Source organism: Niveispirillum sp. SYP-B3756, assembly GCF_009495745.1.
Taxonomy (GTDB): Bacteria; Pseudomonadota; Alphaproteobacteria; order Azospirillales; family Azospirillaceae; genus Niveispirillum.
This window is the reverse complement of record NZ_WIDQ01000009.1, coordinates 126,919-144,511: the sequence shown is the minus strand read 5'-3', so window position 1 is coordinate 144,511 and position 17,593 is coordinate 126,919. Positions and strand designations below refer to the sequence as shown.

Below are 17,593 nucleotides of genomic sequence, written 5' to 3'. Positions count from 1 at the left end.
AACGACGCTGCGACATCTTGCGATATCCTGCCGCAGTGGATGATCATGAAACCGACATGGGTTAGGAGTAGGGAAAGCCTAACCCTTTCGCCGTCACGTAAGAGAACGCCGATGTTTACCCGCCCCCTGCTGTTGCCAATGCTGCTGGCCGCCACCGCGCTGACCTCCCCTGCCCTGGCGGCAGCGCCCAAGGGGCTGGAGAAGATTGAGACGGTGGTGGTGATCTATGCCGAAAACCGCAGCTTCGATAATCTTTATGGCCATTTCCCCGGTGCCGACGGGTTGGCCCAGGCGGCAAAGACGGGGATTGTGCAGGCCGACCGCGACGGCAAACCACTGGCCGAACTGCCACCCGTCTGGGGCGGGTTGACGGCCAAGGGGGTGACACCTGCCATCACCCAGGCCCAGACCGAACATCTGCCCAATGCGCCATTCGCCATTGACGACCCCAAGGGCTTTAATCAGTCGCTGGGTATCGCCACCCGCGACCTGTGGCACCGGTTCTATCAGAACCAGATGCAGATCAATGGCGGGCGCAATGACCGGTTCGTCGCCTGGGCCGATACGGGCGGGCTGGTGATGGGCCATTATGACGGGTCCAAGCTGCCACTGTGGCAGGTGGCAAAGCGCTACACGCTGGCCGACCATTTCTTCATGGGCGGGTTTGGCGGTTCCTTCTTCAACCATTTCCAACTGGCCTGCGCCTGCGCGCCCTATTATCCCGATGCGGATAAAAGCCCGGCCAAGGATTTGATCTCCCAAGTCGGACCGGATGGCACCAGCCTGGTGCTGGCCGACAATTCACCAGCATCGGCCCTGCAGGGGGTGCCGAAATTCGCCAAGGATGGCGACCTGACGCCGGATTTCTACGCCGTCAATACGATGCAGCCCCCCTATCAGCCCAGCCGCAACAAGCCGGCCCCCGGCGGCGATCCGGCCTATGCCGACCCGGCCGCCCCCACCACGCTGCCGCCGCAGACCCAGACCACCATCGGCGATCTGCTCTCAGCCAAGGGCGTCAGTTGGGCTTGGTACGCGTCGGCCTTCAATGCCACCCTGGCCGGGCAGAACGCCTCACCCGCGCCGAATTTCCAGTTCCACCACCAGCCGTTCAATTATTTCGCCAACTACGCCCCCGGCACCCAGGCGCGGGCCGAACATCTGCGCGATGGCGGGATTGATGGGGTGGAATTCATCAAGGCCATCGATGGCGGCAAGCTGCCCCAGGTCAGCTTCTACAAGCCGCAGGGAAATTTGAACGAACATGCGGGCTATGCCGATGTGATCAGCGGTGACCAGCATATTGCCGAGATTGTGAAGCATCTGGAAAAAAGCCCGCAATGGGGCCACATGCTGGTCATTGTCACCTATGATGAAAATGGCGGCTTCTGGGACCATGTGGCCCCGCCCAAGGCCGACCGTTTCGGCCCCGGCACCCGCATCCCGGCGATCATCATCTCCCCCCACGCCAAAAAGGGGTTTGTCGACCATACGCAGTATGACACCACGTCCATCCTGCGTTTCATCACCAAGCGCTATGGCCTGCCGACGCTGGAGGGCATCAAGACCCGCGATGCCGCCTTGGCCGCCAATGGCGCAAAGCCGCTGGGCGATCTGACCAACGCCCTGGAACTGTAAGCAGTCGCGCCCCGTGACGGCACCCGGCATCCCGTGCACCCCCAAGGTGCGGGATGCCGGGTGCCGTTGATTCCTGTTCCACCCGCCCCGCCTTTCAGGTATGAGACCTCTTAACGCGGAGAGGTAGAAGACAACCGGCGGAGAATGGATTTTGACGGGTGCCGCAGAGCGATTTTACGAGCGTGTTCACGCCCTGGGTGGTGCGCACCCGCAGATAACATCGGTTGGAAAGGCGCATCGTTACTTCTCCGTTGTCGAGAGCCTGCGCACCCGCCCGCAGCAGACCGTTTGCGAGCTGGGGTTTGGCGGGCACTCCCTCCTGAACATCCTCAGCCCGTTCGTCCGCGAATATCACATCATTGATATTGTTGACTGTGCCGCCGGTAAGATATTGCCGGACAATGTCCGCACCTATTGTGGCAATCTGGACAATCCCTTCCCCTTTCAGGATGGGCAGTTCGACAGTGTAATTGCCATGATGGTGGTGGAACATCTCTATGATCCGTTCCACGCCATGGCGGAAATTGCCCGCATCTGCCGGCCGGGCGGCACAGTCATCATCAACCTGCCCAATATCGCGGCCCTGAAATGCCGCTTCTCCTTGCTGTTGGGCCGGATGCCCGTCACCTCCACCAAGGACTGGTACGAAAAGCGGCAGTGGGACGGCAACCACCTGCATTATTTCACGGTGGCCGATACAAAGCGTCTGGCCGGGCTCTATGGGTTACGGCTGGAAACGATGCACCCGGTGGGGCAGATGGTCTGGCTGAAGCGCCTGCGCCCCCACCTGTTTTGCCACGAGATTTCTTACATCTTCCGCAAGGATGGGGCCTGAATACCCTGCCATTCCAGGGGTGGCGGTAGCGCAGTAGCGGCGTAATCCACATGCAGCACCCGCCGCCGCGTCGGCTGCCGTGCCACCTCGGACGCATGAAGGATCAAGGTGGCATAAGCCCAGGCATCTCCAGCCTGGGCGAGACAGGCATGATGCCCGGTAGCGGCAACCACCGACGCAATATCCGCCTCCGCCACCATGCCAAGACGGTGGGAGCCGGAGGCAATCAGCAGCGGGGCATTATCCGGTCCAACATCATCCAGATGCAGGCGGATGGTGACCATCCCTGCCAGAATTTCCACCGGTGGGGCGACATGCGGTATGCCGGTCTTTACCGACCAGGGGCCGAAGCCCGGCACGTCGTGGCGGGCGTTTACGGCGATGGTGCGATCCTGATGCCAGGCAACCTGCCAATTTGTCTGTGCCGTCTTGTCGAACAGCAAGGCCCGCACCGGCCTTGCCCCCTGCCCCAGCAAGTCGCCCGCCAAAACGCCCACCGCCCCATCCGGCCCCAGCAGTTGGGACAGGAGCGGGTTATGGCCCAGCCGCAAACCGGGCCGCTCCAGCGGAAAAGGGGCAAGCCCTTCGCACAGTGCGGCAACAGCTTGCAAACCGATCAGGGCCGGAACATGCAGCGCGCCGATGGCGGCGGCAGGTTCCGGCCAACGGGCACCGTTCATCACGGCACCCGCGCCCATCAGACCGGCTTCACCAGGGCATGGCGCTTCTTGCCGGCGGACAGTTTGATCACGCCGTCATCGCCGATATGGGAGGCGTAGAGCTTGTACGCCTCGTCCGAGACGGCGGCGTCATTCACCTTCACGCCATTGCCCTTGATCAGGCGGCGCGCCTCCCCCTTGCTGGCGGACAGGCCGGTCTGCACCAGCAGATCGGCCAGATAGGCACCGTCGGTCAAGCTGCCTTGCGGGATTTCCACCGTGGGCAGCCCCTCGGCCGCCGCCCCTTCTTCAAAGGTGCGGCGGGCAGTTTCGGCGGCCTGTTCGGCGGCGTCGCGGCCCCGCACCAGGGCGGTGATCTCGGTGGCCAGGATCTTCTTGGCCTCGTTGATCTCCGCCCCCTGCAGAGCACCCAGACGGGCGATTTCATCCAGCGACAGTTCGGTGAACAGCTTCAGGAAGCGGACGACATCCGCATCTTCCGTGTTGCGCCAATATTGCCAGAAATCCAGGTTGGACAGCCGATCCTCGTTCAGCCAGACGGCCCCGGCGGCGGTCTTGCCCATCTTGGCACCGGACGCGGTGGTCAGCAGCGGACAGGTGAAGCCGTACAGGTCGGCCTGGGCGATGCGGCGGCCCAGTTCCACACCGTTGACAATATTGCCCCACTGGTCGCTGCCGCCGGTTTGCAGCGAACAGCCGTAACGGCGGCTCAGTTCCACGAAATCATAGGCCTGGAGGATCATGTAATTGAATTCCAGGAAGGTCAGCGGCTGTTCACGGTCCAGGCGCAGCTTCACCGAATCGAAGCTCAACATGCGGTTGATGGTGAAGTGGCGGCCGATATCGCGCAGGAACGGGATATATTCCAACTGATCCAGCCAGTCGGCATTATTCACCAGCCGGGCGGTGCCGGGGGCACCGTCGCCAAAGGTGAACATGCGATCGAACACGCCCTTGATGCTGTCGATATTGGCGTTGATATCGTCGGTGGTCAGCAGCTTGCGCGTTTCGTCACGGCCCGACGGGTCGCCGATCTTGGTGGTGCCGCCGCCCATCAGCAGGATGGGGTTGTTGCCCGTCTTGCCCAGCCAGCGCTGGATCATGGTGGGCAGCAGATGGCCGACATGCAGGCTGTCAGCCGTGGCATCATAGCCATTATAGGCCGTGACCGGGCCTTCCAGGAATTTCTTGTCCAGCGCTTCCAGGTCGGTCGCCTGATGATAATAACCACGCTCCACCATCACGCGCAGGAATTCGGATTTGATGTTCGCGGGTGCGGTGGTTGTGGTCATGATCTTTCAAACCTTGGTCTCTGATCGAAGTTGATCGCCCCTATGGGCAAGGGCGTGGTAGCACAGTTGTCGGCAATGGGCACGGGGGCACGATGGCAGGGCAGGTTTTCACCGCATTGGGTCTGATGAGCGGCACGTCGATGGATGGCATCGATGCCGCCCTGATCCGTACCGACGGGCATGGGCTGGTGGAACCGCTGGGCTTCCTGTTCGCCCCCTATCGCCGCACCTTCCGCGACCGGCTGCGCGCCGTGCTGGGCGGGGTGGGCGATGTGGCGTCGGTGGAACAGGAATTGACCGACCTGCACGCCGAAGCGGTGGCCAGTGCACTGCGCGTGCATGACCTGACCGCCGATCAGGTGGACCTGATCGGTTTTCACGGCCACACCATCCTGCACGCGCCCGACCGGCGGCACACTTGGCAGATCGGCGATGGTGCCCGGCTGGCGGCTGCCACCGGCATTGATGTGGTGTTTGATTTTCGCACGGCGGATGTCAAGGCGGGCGGCCAGGGGGCCCCGCTGGTGCCGCTGTACCATCAGGCGCTGGTGGGCGATCTGGAACGACCCGTGGCCATCTTGAATATTGGCGGGGTCGCCAATGTCACCTGGCTGGGGCCGGGGGAGCTGGATGTGCTGGCCTTTGATACCGGCCCCGGCAATGCGTTGGTGGATGATCTGATCCTGTCGCGCACGGGCGAGCCCTATGATGATGGCGGACAGATCGCGGCGACAGGCAAGGTGGATATGGACCTGCTGGTCCGGCTGCTGGACCATGGTTATTTCCAGGCCCCACCGCCCAAATCGCTGGACCGCGATGCCTGGGGCCGGGCGGCGTTGACCAATTTGGACACCGCCGATGCGGCGGCCACGCTGACGGCCTTCACGGCAGAAAGCATCGTGCGGGCGCTGGACCATCTGCCCACCCCACCGCGCCGCTGGCTGGTCTGCGGTGGGGGGCGGCGCAATGAAACGCTGATGTGGATGCTGGCCGAGCGGCTGGGCGTGCCGGTATCGCCGGTGGATGGCTTGGGCTGGAACGGCGATGCGCTGGAGGCAGAGGCCTTTGCCTATCTGGCCGTGCGGTCGCGGCTGGGCCTGCCGCTGTCGCTGCCCGGCACCACGGGCGTGCCCCAGCCGCTGACTGGCGGGCGCTTCTGCTTGGCACCATGATATCAAGTCCCTCAGACGCCGGGCGCTGCCTCCGGCAGCTTGGCTTCACGGCGCACAAGCGCCGGGCCGGCAGTCGCCGGCCTCCACCCCGCCTTGTCGGCGGGGTGGTATGATTTTGTTTCGGGCTTGTTACGGTCGCTTAACCGGGCGCGCTATGGATGATACCAATTCCACCCTAACCAAAGACTGGTGACGTCGGACGGTCCCGGTCATCCCCGGAACAGGTGGAACAGGCCCATGGTTTTTCGCAAGGCATTGCTGACGGCGGTGGCCGTCGTCGCGTTGGCCGCAACGGCGGCGCAGGGAGAAGACAAGGTGCAGGAACCGGCTTTCGCCGCTGCTGAGGCAGCCAAGGATCCCTTCGTCTGGCTGGAGGAAGTGGAAGGCGCCAAGGCGTTGGACTGGGGCCGCAAGCATAACGAGGCCACCTTCGCCCGCCTGAAGAATGACCCCCGGTTTGAGCCGATCCGTGCCGAGGCGGAAAAGGTGCTGACCGCCAAGGATCGCATCGCCTATGGCAGCCTGGAAGGCGGCAAGGTCGATAATTTCTGGCAGGACCAGACCAATGTGCGCGGCCTGTGGCGCCGCACCAGCCTGGACAGCTATAAATCCCAGGATACCCAGTGGGATATCGTGCTGGATATCGACAAGCTGGCCAAGGATGAGGGCAAGAACTGGGTCTATAAGGGCCATTCCTGCGTTGGCACCGATGCCACGCGCTGCCTGGTCTATCTGTCCGACGGCGGCAAGGATGCCGTCACCGTGCGGGAATTTGACGTTAAGACCAAGAGCTTCGTCAAGGACGGGTTCCAACTGCCGGAATCCAAGCAGACCATCGACTGGGCCGATGAAAACACCCTGATGGTGGCCACCGATTTCGGCCCCGACAGCATGACCGACAGCGGCTATGCGCGACAGGTGCGCCTGTGGAAGCGCGGCACCGATCTGGCCAAGGCCCCGCTGCTGCTGGAAGTGGGCAAGCAGGATGTCTGGGCCCGGCCCTATGCCGTGCGTCGCCCGGAGGGCACGACCCTGCTGGTGCAGCGCGGCCCCGATTTCTTCACCGAGGAATGGCATCTGGTTGGTGCCGACGCCAAGACCACCAAGCTGGCCCTGCCGCTGGGCATTGAAATGCAGGGCGTCATGAATGGCGACCTGATCCTGTCCCTGCGCGACGATTGGGCCGTGGCCGGCAAGTCGTTGAAGAAGGGCGATCTGGTGGCCGTGCCGTTGGCGCAGGCCGCGGCGGGCAAGGTCACAAATGTGGACGTGATCTATTCCCCACCGGAGACGGGGGCGATCCAGGGTGTGGCCCTGGCGCAGGATGCCATCTATATTGACCTGCTGGATAATGTGACCGGCAAGCTGCTGGCGACCCGCAAGGGGGCTAGCGGTTGGCAGCAGACCGCCATCGACCTGCCGGCCAATGGCAGCTTGAACATTGTTTCCACCGATGCTTTCAGTACCGATGTGCTGGTCAGCTACACCAACTTCCTGCAGCCTGACACGCTGTATCTGATGGAAAAGGGCGGCAAGCCGCAGGGTATCAAGGCGCTGCCGGCCCGGTTTGATGCCGCCCCCTTCACCACCGAACAGCGCTTTGCCACCAGCAAGGATGGCACCAAGGTGCCGTACTTCATCGTGCGGCCGAAGAACCAGAAAGCGGATGGCAATAACCCCACCCTGCTGTACGGCTATGGCGGTTTCGAGATTTCGATGACCCCGTCCTACATGTCCGTGCTGGGCAAGGCTTGGCTGGAACAGGGCGGCACCTATGTGGTGGCCAATATCCGGGGCGGTGGGGAGTTCGGCCCGCGCTGGCACCAGGCGGCCCTGAAGCAGAACCGCCAGCGCGCCTATGATGATTTCCAGGCTGTGGCCGAGGATCTGATCAAGACCAAGGTGACGAAGCCGGCCAAGCTGGGCATCCAGGGTGGTTCCAATGGCGGGTTGCTGACCGGCGTGACCATGACGCAGCGCCCGGACCTGTTTGGGGCCGTCATTGTGGCTGTGCCGCTGCTGGACATGATGCGCTATCACACGCTGCTGGCCGGTGCCTCCTGGATGGGGGAATATGGCAACCCGGAAATCCCGGCAGAGCGGGAATGGCTGGCCAAGTTCAGCCCCTACCAGAACATCAAGAAGGATGTGAAATACCCGGAAGCGCTGGTTTACACCTCCACCAAGGATGACCGCGTGCATCCGGGCCATGCCCGCAAGTTCGTGGCCAAGCTGGAAAGCCTGGGCCATCCGGTGATGTATTACGAGAATATGGAAGGCGGCCATTCGGCGGCGGCCAACCTGAAGCAGCGCGCGGAAGTGACGGCCCTGCAGGTGGTCTATCTGACGCAGAAGCTGGTGGACGGGAAGTAATCGCCCGTTCCGAAGCCCCGGTGACCAGCCATGGTCACCGGGGCGATATAAAAAAGGCGGCCACCAGTCGGGGCCGCCTTTTGCTTTTGGAGTGGTTGGGGGCACCCAGGCCCCCTGCCCCTTATGACCCGTTCGCCTGTGCGGCGGCACCGGCCACTTCCTTGGCCCGGCCGGAGAGGATGAACGTCGCCTTCCTGCCGAACACGAACCGATTGACGGTGAGGGAGAAGGCCACCGTCACCCAGAGCGTGATGAACATCATGTGGATATAGTGCAGCGGCACCCAGACGAAGCTGAAATAGGCATAAAGGCAGACGCCGAAGACAACAGCCAGGATGGCGGCACGGGCATCGACATTGCGGAACAGCAGGCCGACGATGAAGGCCGACAGGATCGGCATCGACAACAGGCCATTCAACTGCTGCACCAGATTGATGATGCTCTGCGCGTCGGTATAGACCGGCACCAGGGCCACGGCGATCAGCACAAAAATGGCGCTGGCCACCCCGCTCAATACCGGGACATTGGCCGGGCGGGGATTGATGTATTTTTCATGCAGGTCGCAGACGTAAAGGGCGGCCGTGCTGTTCAGCACGGAGGCAAAATGCGCCAGCATGGCCGTCACCAGGGCGGCGGCGAAAATACCGGTCAGATATTCCGGCAGCAAGGCCCCGGCGATCTGGCCATAGGCATGGTCACCGATATGACCATAAAGCTTGTAGGAGACGATCCCCGGGATCACCACCATCGGCGGGATGATCGCCAGCCGCACGGCAGCCGCCGCCAGCACGCCCTTTTGCGCTTCGCGCAGCGTGGGGGCGGCCATGGCGCGCTGGGTGATGGTCTGGTTGGTGGACCAGTAGTAGATCTGGATGAACACCATGCCGGTCAGCAGCGTATGCCACGGGATCGGGCTGTCATTGCCGCCGATCATCGACAGGCGTTCCGGCGGAATGCCGGAGAAATCCCAGCCGATGGCGGCCAGCGCCAGAAACACCACCAGCGTGCCCATGGACAGCAGCAGCACACCGGAATAGGTATCGGCCACCGCCACGGCGCGCAGGCCGCCCAGAATGGCGAAGGCCGATCCTGCAATGGCCAGGATCGTGGCGATCAACAGGATCGGCACCTGCAATCCAAACATGGATTTCAGGAACAGCGAGCTGCTGTACAGCATGATGGGCATGTAGATCAGAATATTGCCCAGCATGAACAGGCCGCCGATCGTGCTGCGGATCGACTTGTTATTGTACTTCTTTTCCAGCAGTTCGGTGGTGGTGGTACAATTATACCGGTAATAGATCGGGAGAAAGACCAGGGCCAGGATCGACAGGCCGACCACCGCCGCCAGCTCCCACCAGGCCAGCAGGGCCATCTGGTTGCCGTTCATGCCGACCAATTGTTCAGCCGACAGGTTGGTGATGGTGATCGAACCGGCGATGAAGAACCAGCTCAGGCCACGGCCGGCCAGGAAGAATTCCTGGTTGCCGTCGCTGCTGTGGATCTTGGCCCGGCGGCATTTCCATACGGTCCCGCCGGCAACCAGGGCCGTCAGGGCCGCGGCAATGCCGACTTGCAGCAAGGGTAATTCCATATCCTCCCGATCCTTTTGTTCCGTCGCCGGTTATTGCCCGGCGGATTTGTGATGCAGTTCCAGACCCAGCGCCCAGCGGCGCTGGAAACCCGGCCAGTAATCGGCACTGCTGGGGGCCTTGTCGTCCGGCCATTTCCCGTCAGCGGCCTTTACCGTGGGGACGTTCAGATAGGCCGCACTGTCCGCCTTGCCCTTCAGGGTGGCGTCCAGAAAGGCGGTGACGAAATGCACATTGATGGACAGGATGCGATCGCGCCGCCATACCGGCTCGTCATAGCGCTCCACGAAGGAGAAATAATGCGCCAGTTGCGGCGGCGTGCCGTCGCCGGCGATATTGTGGCGGGCGCCCTGATAGACCAGCATCCGGCGATCACTGCCCGTCATCTGGTCAAAGATGCGGTGCACCCCGCCATCAAAGCCCGACACATCATCCTGGTCGCCCACGATCAGCAGGCTGGGCACCTTGACCGCCGCCAGCCCTTCGGGTGACCAGACGCGCAGGGCATCGCCGGCCCCCCAGGGGGCAAAGCCGACCATCGCCTTCACGCCCGCCGGCACGCCGTTGCGCAAAGGCTCCGCCCCCGCCACCTCATTGGCCAGCAGGTTGCCCGGTATCTGCGGATAGAGCGGCCCCTGTGCATCAAAGCCGGCGCCCATGGTGATCAGCGCGCCGAACCCGCCCATGGAATAGCCCATCAGGCCGATGCGGGCGGGGTCATAGAGCCCGGCCAGCGGGTTATCGCTGGCCGTGGCCCGCGCCGTCAGTTCAGCGATGACGAAACGCTGATCGGCGGCACGGGTCACCACCGTATTGCCGAACACCAGCGCCATGGGGCTGGTGGCGGACGGTTCGGCATCCCGATGTTCAATGGCGACGACCACATAGCCCTTGGAGGCGAGATTCTCCATCGTCTGGGCGAAGCCCGCCGCGAAATTGCGGAAACCATGGCTGAACACGATCAGCGGATAGGGCCCGCCCGTGCGGTCAGGGCTGGCATCGCGTGCCGCGTGCCCTTCCGCCATCAGGGTGGCGGGCAGGCTTTCCGCCGGGATCACCGGGCTGCGCGGGGTGGTGAAGCTGTAGCTGGCCTTTTCCAGCTCCCCCGCCTTCAGGCTGGCGGGGTACCAGGCGATCATGTCCAGGGCGCGATCCTTGGCGGGGATGTTCCCCGTCACCGGATTGATGCCCATCAGGTCCGGCTGGTCCTTATGGGTGAAGCGCAGATTGGTGGTGCCCACCTTATACGGCCCACGGGCCGCCAGGGCTGGGGCATCGGACAGGGCGGCGGCATTGGTAAAGGGCGGGGCCAGGGGGGCTGCGGGCTTGGGGACCAGGAAATACCCGGCCCCCGTCCCAACCACCAAAGCCAGCGCCAGGAATGCAAACTGGCGCTTGGCCATGTCACACCTTCCAGACGGAGACATCACGCGGGCCGACCATCGGCCCGCCGAGGACGAATACCGCCCCCGCAGGTGCTGGGGCGGGCTGCGCCTCACTAGCATAGTTGAATGAAAACATTATGTTACCGCGCCGCCGCAAACGCATGTCCGGCGGCACCCGCACGGTGGCGATGCCGCGTTCCCCGCACAGGCTTTCAAACAGGTCGGTCAGCAGGTCTTCGCCGACGATGCTGGCCAGATACAGCGCCTTGTCCTTGCGGACCAGGGCTGCATCGCCATTATCGAAGCGGGCCAGCACCTCCGCACCGTCGCCCACCTCCAACTGCTCGCGCCAGGTGCGGCTTTCATAGGTCTTGTTGCCCCAGACCAATGTATCCGGGCAGTCCGGCCGGGTGGTTTCCACATTCACCACGCGGATGGGCAGCAACTGGCGCAGCTCACCGGGCGGCAGGCCTTCCGGCAGGGTGACATCCGGCTTCTTGGCCCCGCAGCGCGGCGCGAAGACCAGGGTGGCACCGCTGTCGGCCAGACGCTTCACCTGGGCCGCCGTCGGCATGGCCAGGCCGGGGGCCAGGATCAGGTCATAACCGCTGGGGTCGCCATGCGGGGGGATGAAATCGACATCCAGGCCCAGGGCGCGCGCGGCCATGTACCAGGCCAGCGACACCTTGGTATGGTTATAGGAATTGCCCTGACGTTCGATCTCTCCCAGCCACTGGGCTTCCTGGTCGGCGATGATGGCGACGCGGGCCTTGGCCACCGGGGCGGGGGCCAGATCCAGAGCGGCCAGTTCGCGCACCACCTGCTGCACCTGCGGGAAGGCTTCGGCCTCTGTGCAGTCGGGGCGCAGCAGGCCGGCGTGCATCTGTTCCTGGGCAAACGGGGCCTGCCGCCAGCGGAAATAGCTGACCACTTCCGCCCCGTGGGCGAAGGCTTCCAGCGTCCACAGGCGGACCATGCCGGGCAGCGGGCGCGGATTATGCCCGGCCCAGTTCACCGGGCCGGGCTGCTGTTCCATGATCCAGAACTTGCCGCCGGCCAGGCTGCGCGTCTGGTCGAAGAAGAAACTGCCGAAATCCGGGTGGCCGGTGCGCATATAGCGCTGGAAATCCGCTGCCGGACGGTCGGCCATCCACAGGTCGGTACGGCCCAGCGGATAATTGTCATAGCTGGCGAAATCCAGCGATTCCGCCAGCTTGTAATTATCCACCCCCGTCTCATTCATGGGGATGAAATTATGGGTGATGAAGCGGCCGGGGCTGTGGGCGCGCAGGATATCGACCTGGGCCTGATGGAAGCGCGCCACCTGATCCGACGAGAAGCGGAAGAAGGCCATGCGGTGGGCCGGGCTGGTTTCCGTCACTGCCAGGAAGGGGCAATCGATTTCGTCGAAGGAGCGATATTCCATCGACCAGAAGATATTGCCCCAGGCCTCATTCAGCGTGGCGATATCGCCATAGCGATCCTGGCACCAGCGGCGGAAGGCCAGCCTGGCGCTTTCGGAGATCGACAGCGTGGTCTTGTGGCAGGAGATTTCATTGTCCGTCTGCCAGCCGGCCACGGCATCATGCTTGCCATAGCGTTCCGCCAGGGCCAGCGTGATCCGGTTGGATTCACGCAGATAGGTTTCAGAGGAAAAATCATAATGCCGGCGGGAGCCGAAGCCGCGCACGGTGCCGGTATGCGGATCGACGGGCAGGATGTCCGGGTACTTGTCCACCAGCCATTTCGGCGGCGTGGCCGTCGGCGTGCAGGCCACCACCTTCAGCCCGGCCCCGCCCAGCACATCCAGCGCCCGGTCGAACCAGTCGAAATCATAACGGCCCGGATCAGGCTCAAACCGCGACCAGGCGAATTCGCCGATGCGCACATAGGTCAGGCCCAGATCCTTCATCCGGCGGGCATCGTCACGCCACCAGGATTCCGGCCAATGTTCCGGGTAATAACAAACGCCGAGCATGGTATTTTCCCCCTATGGGCGTGCCGTGCGATCGGTTGCACAGACCCCTTTTGTTTGACGCCATATTTATACTATAATTAAAGGGCGTCAATCGCCAACTCGCCCGAACGGCGCCGCCCGTGGACTGGTCCCGGAGGCGGCGCCCGCATTTCGAGGAAACACCCCATGTCTGCCATTCCCGCCTTTGTCCGCCTGGATGGGGCTACCTGCTCGCTGGTCATCGATTGCCGGGGGCCGTCGCCTGCGGTGCTGCATTGGGGGGCCAAACTGGGGGCCGCCACCAGCCCGGAGATGCTGGCGCTTGCCGCCGCCCGGGAGGATGCCCCCTGTTCACCCCTGGTGGCCGCCCCCCTGGCGTTGACCCCGCTGGCCGGCCAGGGCTTCCCCGGTCACCCCGGTCTGCAGGCCCATGGGGCGGGCGGGCGCCGCTGGGCGACCTATACCGCCATTGAAGATGTGCGCAACGGTGGCGATGGCAGCGTGGAAATCCGTTCCGTCGATGCCGCCAATGGCATCGAACTGCTGCACCATCTGGCCCTGCGTCCCGATAGCGGGGTGCTGGCCGGCTGGACCCAGGTGCGCAATCTGGGCAGCGATGAACTGGTGGTGGATTGGTGCGCCGCCCCGGTGCTGCCGCTGCCGCCGGAGATGGCGGAATGGGTGTCGTTTGAGGGGCGCTGGTCCGGTGAATTCCAGATGCGCACCCTGCCGCGTGCGCTGGGCGCCTTGAACCGGGAGAACCGGCGCGGCCGCACCTCCCACGATGCCTTCCCGGCCCTGCTGGCCCAGGAAGCCGGCGCGCGGGAGCAGGCGGGGGAGGTGTTCGGCTGGCATCTGGGGTGGAGCGGCAACCACGCCACCCATGCCGAAACCCTGTCCGATGGCCGCGCCTCTGTGCAGATGGGCGAATTGTTCATGCCGGGTGAAATGCGGCTGGCACCGGGCGCCGCCTATCGCACCCCCACGCTTTATGCCGCCTGGAGCGGCAGCGGGCGCAACGGGTTGAGCCGCGCTTTCCACGCCCATATCCGCGCCCGGCCGCAGCATCGCCGCCTGCGCGCCAAGCCGCGCCCGGTGCATTACAACACCTGGGAAGCCGTCTATTTCAAGCATGACCCCGCCCGCCTGCTGCAACTGGCCGATGCCGCCGCCGATATGGGGGTGGAACGCTATGTGCTGGATGATGGCTGGTTCAATGGCCGGCGGGATGACAAGGCGGGGCTGGGCGACTGGTTTGTCGATCGCAGCATCTATCCCGACGGGCTGCACCCGCTGGCTGCCCGCGTGCTGGAACGCGGCATGGAGTTCGGCCTGTGGGTGGAACCGGAAATGGTGAACCCGGACAGCGACCTGTTCCGCGCCCATCCTGATTGGGTGCTGGGCACACCGCCCGCGCCGCAACTGGTGTTCCGTAACCAGTTGGTGCTGGATGCCAGCCGCGATGATGTGCAGGATTACCTGTTCGAACGCATCGACGCGCTGCTGCGGGAATATCCCATCTCCTATCTGAAATGGGACATGAACCGCGATCTCAGCCATCCCGGCGGGGCCGATGGCGCTGCGGCGGCGCACGCCCATGTGCGCGGGCTTTACCGTCTGCTGGCCCGGGTGCGCGCCGCCCATCCGGGGGTAGAGGTGGAAAGCTGTGCATCCGGTGGCGGTCGCGCCGATCTGGGCGTGCTGGAATGGACCGACCGGGTCTGGACCTCCGACACCAATGACGCTTTGGACCGCCAGTCCATCCAGCGCGGCCTGTCCACCTTCCTGCCGTTTGAACTGATGGGTGCCCATGTCGGCCCCACCGACTGCCATATCACCGGCCGGCGCGTCAGCATGGCATCGCGTGTTGCCACCGCCATGTTCGGCCATATGGGGCTGGAGGTGGATTTGCTGGGCCTGACGGCGGAGGAACGCCGGGAACTGGCCGCCGGCATCGCCCTGCACAAGCAGCATCGCGCCCTGATCCATAGCGGCACCCTGGTGCGGCTGGACCGCCTGGCCAACGAGGTGGCCTATGGCGTGGTGGCCGCCGATGGGCGCGAGGCCCTGTTCAGCTATATGCTGATCAGCGAGCAGGGGGGATATTTCCCCGGCCGGCTACGCCTTGCCGGGCTGGAAGCCGCTGCCCGTTACAAGGTCAGCCTGGCCTGGCCCGGCGAGGTGAAAAGCGTCTCCCCCCTGGTGGCAGCGCTGCGGCAAGGAGTGGAGTTCAGCGGCGAGATGCTGATGAGCATCGGCCTGCAACTCCCCCGCCAGCATCCGCAATCGGCCCTGGTCTTCGCCTTGACGCGGGTGGGTGGGTAAACCGCGAAGGGAGGCGGGAAGCCCTTTCCCGCCTCCCTTACTGCAATGCCACCGGCGCCCACAGCACCTGATCGATATTATCCGCCCCGGCCACCAGCATGGCCAGCCGGTCAAAACCCAGGGCGATGCCAGCGCTGTCGGGCATCAGCGGCAAGGCGGCCAGGAAATCCTCGTCAATCGGATACCGCTCTCCATAGAGCCGTTCCTTTTCCGCCATGTCCGCTTCAAACCGGCGGCGCTGCAGCACCGGGTCGGTCAACTCCCCAAAGGCATTGGCCAGTTCCACGCCGCAGGCATAGAGCTCAAACCGTTCGGCCACGCGCGGATCGTCGGGCTTGGGCCGGGCCAGGGCTGCCATGGAGACCGGGTAATCAGTCAGGAAGGTGGGCCGGCCGAAGCCCAGATGCGGCTCGATCCGGTCCAGGCTGACGCGGAAGAACAGGTCTTCCCAAGTGTCGCTTTCCGCCACGCGGATGCCGATGCGCGTCACCTCCGCCGCCAGCCGGTCGCGGTCGGGCCGCAGCGGGTCGGGGGCGGTGGCCAGCAGGTCGATCCCGGCATAGGTCTGGAAGGCATCGGCCACGCTCAACACTTCCCACGCGGCGAACGGATCGCTCTCCGTGCCCCGGAAGCGCAGCCTGTCGCGCCCGGCGGCGGTACAGGCGGCGCGGGTCAGCGCCACGCAATCGCCCATCAGGTCACGATAGCCCGCCCCAGCGCGGTACCATTCCAGCATGGAAAATTCCGGGTGATGCGTGCCCGAACGCTCCCCGTTGCGATAGACATGCGAAAGCTGGAACAGCCGGGACACGCCCGCCGCCAGTAGCTTTTTCATGGTGAATTCCGGGCTGGTATGCAGGTACAGCCGGATTCGATCCTCCGGATGCGGCCCCACCAGATCGGTGGCAAAGGCCATCAGATGCACCTCCAGACCGGGGGAGATCTGCAGGGCCGGTGTCTCCACCTCATCAAAGCCCTGATCTTCAAACCAGCGCCGCGCGGTGCGCAGCACCTGCTGGCGCACCGCCAGATGCGGACGCTTGGCCTGGAAATGATCGGGATGCCACCAGGGGGCTTGCTTGCTCATCATCCATGTCTCGACGGGGCGGGAAAAGCGGGGCACTCTCCCTTTCCCTTTGATCTGTCATGCAACCGGCCCCGATGTCGAGTCCTCCCCCGGAAACCCCGAACCTCCGTATTGTCTGGGATGTCGGCCGCCTGTCGGAATGGTCGCGGCTGCTGGCCGAATGCGGGCAAAGCACCCTGACCCAGGGTTTCGGCTATTCCCAGGCATTCTATACGACTGAGCGCTGGCGGCCCCGGCTGGGCATCATTGAGCTGGCCGATAATCCCGTCGGGCTGGTGGTGGTGACGGAAAAACGCATCGCCAAGCTGATCCGGCTGGTGCGGCTGCATCGCGGGCCGCTGCTGTTGCCGGTGGCGCGCAAGCCGGCCGTCTTTGCCATGGTGATGAAGCTGTTGCGCCAGGAATACCGGCCCAGCCCCTTCTGCTGGACAGCCTTGGTGCCGGAATGGCCCGCGGGGGAGGAGGCGGAAGCCATGATGCGCTGGGCCGGCTGGCGGCGCGACAAGGGGCCGGGCTATCGCACCATCTGGCTGGATTTGCGCCAGGATGAGGCGGCCTTGCGTGCGGGCTTGGCCGCCAACTGGCGCAACAAGCTGAAACAGGCGGAAAATTCCGGGCTGGTGGTGGAGATCGACCGCGACGGTAAGCAACAACTGCCCTGGCTGCTGGAACAATATCAGGCGGACAAGGCGGCGCGCGGCTATCGCGGCCCCTCCCCGCAACTGGTCATCCGGATGCGCACCGGGATGCATAAGGATGGCGACATCCTGCTGCTGCGCGCCAAGCAGGACGGGGTGCCGGTGGCTGGTATCCTGGTGCTGGGCCATGGCAAAGCCGCCACATACCAGATCGGCTGGAGCAGTGCGGCCGGCCGGTCAGCGCGGGCGCATAACCTGTTGCTGTGGCGGGCGGTGCAGGAATTGAAGACGCAAGGGCGGGAATGGTTCGACCTGGGTGGCCTGTTGCCCGACAGCCCTTCCGGCTTCACCACCTTCAAACGCGGCATGGGCGGGGAAGAGGTGGAGTTGGTGGGGGCGTGGCGATAACATCAACGGTCATGAATAATGACCGTTGATACGGCGGCGACTGCCGCCGCGCCGCTCATGCGGCGTAGCCAAGCCAGCGGAGGCTGGCGCCGGCGATTGAGGGGCATGAAATCCTGACCATGGGTCAGAATTTCATGCCGCTGGCATAAGGCAGCACCCCCACCCGGTACGGCTTAGAGTCCGTCCGGAAAGTTTCACATTATCTCAACGT

12 protein-coding genes are annotated in these 17,593 nt (G+C 64.1%); 6 read left to right on the top strand and 6 right to left on the bottom strand.

The window, feature by feature from the left end; all coding sequences use genetic code 11:
* Positions 1-138: 138 nt before the first annotated feature.
* Both acpA and GE253_RS17800 read left to right on the top strand, forming a co-directional pair.
* Positions 139-1,638: an acid phosphatase gene (acpA, locus tag GE253_RS17805; protein ID WP_247878730.1), complete on the top strand. Its 1,500-nt coding sequence runs from the start codon at positions 139-141 to the stop codon at positions 1,636-1,638.
* A 151-nt stretch (positions 1,639-1,789) separates the two neighbouring features.
* The gene (locus GE253_RS17800) at positions 1,790-2,473 is read left to right on the top strand and encodes a class I SAM-dependent methyltransferase (RefSeq protein WP_153205486.1); all 684 of its coding nucleotides are present in this window, start codon (positions 1,790-1,792) and stop codon (positions 2,471-2,473) included.
* Here GE253_RS17800 and GE253_RS17795 read toward each other — a convergent pair.
* Complete coding sequence (locus tag GE253_RS17795) at positions 2,446-3,153, bottom strand: phytanoyl-CoA dioxygenase family protein (RefSeq protein WP_153205485.1); 708 nt, start codon at positions 3,151-3,153, stop codon at positions 2,446-2,448. The two genes, GE253_RS17800 and GE253_RS17795, sit on opposite strands and share 28 nt — an antisense overlap.
* Before the next feature lie 17 nt (positions 3,154-3,170).
* On the bottom strand, positions 3,171-4,445 hold the full coding sequence (tyrS, locus tag GE253_RS17790) for a tyrosine--tRNA ligase (RefSeq protein WP_153205484.1): 1,275 nt from the start codon (positions 4,443-4,445) through the stop codon (positions 3,171-3,173).
* 92 nt (positions 4,446-4,537) lie between these two features.
* On the opposite strand from tyrS, the gene GE253_RS17785 reads away from it, so the two are divergent.
* Positions 4,538-5,617: an anhydro-N-acetylmuramic acid kinase gene (locus tag GE253_RS17785; protein ID WP_153205483.1), complete on the top strand. Its 1,080-nt coding sequence runs from the start codon at positions 4,538-4,540 to the stop codon at positions 5,615-5,617.
* A 237-nt stretch (positions 5,618-5,854) separates the two neighbouring features.
* A complete protein-coding gene (locus GE253_RS17780) occupies positions 5,855-7,990 on the top strand; it encodes a prolyl oligopeptidase family serine peptidase (RefSeq protein ID WP_153205482.1) in 2,136 nt (711 codons plus the stop codon).
* 121 nt (positions 7,991-8,111) lie between these two features.
* On the opposite strand, the gene GE253_RS17775 is transcribed toward GE253_RS17780, so the two are convergent.
* Genes GE253_RS17775 through GE253_RS17765 form a run of 3 tightly spaced genes read right to left on the bottom strand, consistent with a single transcriptional unit; the run spans position 8,112 to position 12,945 of the window.
* A complete protein-coding gene (locus tag GE253_RS17775) occupies positions 8,112-9,584 on the bottom strand; it encodes an SLC5 family protein (protein WP_153205481.1) in 1,473 nt (490 codons plus the stop codon).
* 30 nt (positions 9,585-9,614) lie between these two features.
* The gene (locus GE253_RS17770; protein WP_153205480.1) at positions 9,615-10,985 is read right to left on the bottom strand and encodes a dienelactone hydrolase; all 1,371 of its coding nucleotides are present in this window, start codon (positions 10,983-10,985) and stop codon (positions 9,615-9,617) included.
* A 1-nt stretch (position 10,986) separates the two neighbouring features.
* Positions 10,987-12,945 carry a beta-galactosidase gene (locus GE253_RS17765; protein ID WP_153205479.1) on the bottom strand — a complete coding sequence of 653 codons (1,959 nt, stop codon included), beginning with the start codon at positions 12,943-12,945 and terminating at the stop codon, positions 10,987-10,989.
* A 165-nt stretch (positions 12,946-13,110) separates the two neighbouring features.
* Between GE253_RS17765 and GE253_RS17760 the strand changes: the two genes are divergently transcribed.
* Positions 13,111-15,249, top strand: coding sequence for an alpha-galactosidase (locus tag GE253_RS17760; protein ID WP_153205478.1), 2,139 nt, complete (start codon positions 13,111-13,113; stop codon positions 15,247-15,249).
* A gap of 37 nt (positions 15,250-15,286) precedes the next feature.
* On the opposite strand, the gene epmA is transcribed toward GE253_RS17760, so the two are convergent.
* A complete protein-coding gene (gene epmA, locus GE253_RS17755; RefSeq protein ID WP_153205517.1) occupies positions 15,287-16,339 on the bottom strand; it encodes an EF-P lysine aminoacylase EpmA in 1,053 nt (350 codons plus the stop codon).
* A 71-nt stretch (positions 16,340-16,410) separates the two neighbouring features.
* Between epmA and GE253_RS17750 the strand changes: the two genes are divergently transcribed.
* On the top strand, positions 16,411-17,382 hold the full coding sequence (locus GE253_RS17750) for a GNAT family N-acetyltransferase (protein ID WP_153205477.1): 972 nt from the start codon (positions 16,411-16,413) through the stop codon (positions 17,380-17,382).
* The last annotated feature ends 211 nt before the right edge of the window (positions 17,383-17,593 follow it).

Bases quoted from the DNA above. Each gene is read 5' to 3' on its own strand.
- acpA (WP_247878730.1), top strand. From the start codon at position 139: ATGCTGCTGGCCGCCACCGCGCTGACCTCCCCTGCCCTGGCGGCAGCG.
- GE253_RS17795 (WP_153205485.1), bottom strand. From the start codon at position 3,153: ATGAACGGTGCCCGTTGGCCGGAACCTGCCGCCGCCATCGGCGCGCTG.
- tyrS (WP_153205484.1), bottom strand. From the start codon at position 4,445: ATGACCACAACCACCGCACCCGCGAACATCAAATCCGAATTCCTGCGC.
- GE253_RS17785 (WP_153205483.1), top strand. From the start codon at position 4,538: ATGGCAGGGCAGGTTTTCACCGCATTGGGTCTGATGAGCGGCACGTCG.
- GE253_RS17780 (WP_153205482.1), top strand. From the start codon at position 5,855: ATGGTTTTTCGCAAGGCATTGCTGACGGCGGTGGCCGTCGTCGCGTTG.
- GE253_RS17775 (WP_153205481.1), bottom strand. From the start codon at position 9,584: ATGGAATTACCCTTGCTGCAAGTCGGCATTGCCGCGGCCCTGACGGCC.
- GE253_RS17770 (WP_153205480.1), bottom strand. From the start codon at position 10,985: ATGGCCAAGCGCCAGTTTGCATTCCTGGCGCTGGCTTTGGTGGTTGGG.
- GE253_RS17765 (WP_153205479.1), bottom strand. From the start codon at position 12,945: ATGCTCGGCGTTTGTTATTACCCGGAACATTGGCCGGAATCCTGGTGG.
- GE253_RS17760 (WP_153205478.1), top strand. From the start codon at position 13,111: ATGTCTGCCATTCCCGCCTTTGTCCGCCTGGATGGGGCTACCTGCTCG.
- epmA (WP_153205517.1), bottom strand. From the start codon at position 16,339: ATGATGAGCAAGCAAGCCCCCTGGTGGCATCCCGATCATTTCCAGGCC.
- GE253_RS17750 (WP_153205477.1), top strand. From the start codon at position 16,411: ATGTCGAGTCCTCCCCCGGAAACCCCGAACCTCCGTATTGTCTGGGAT.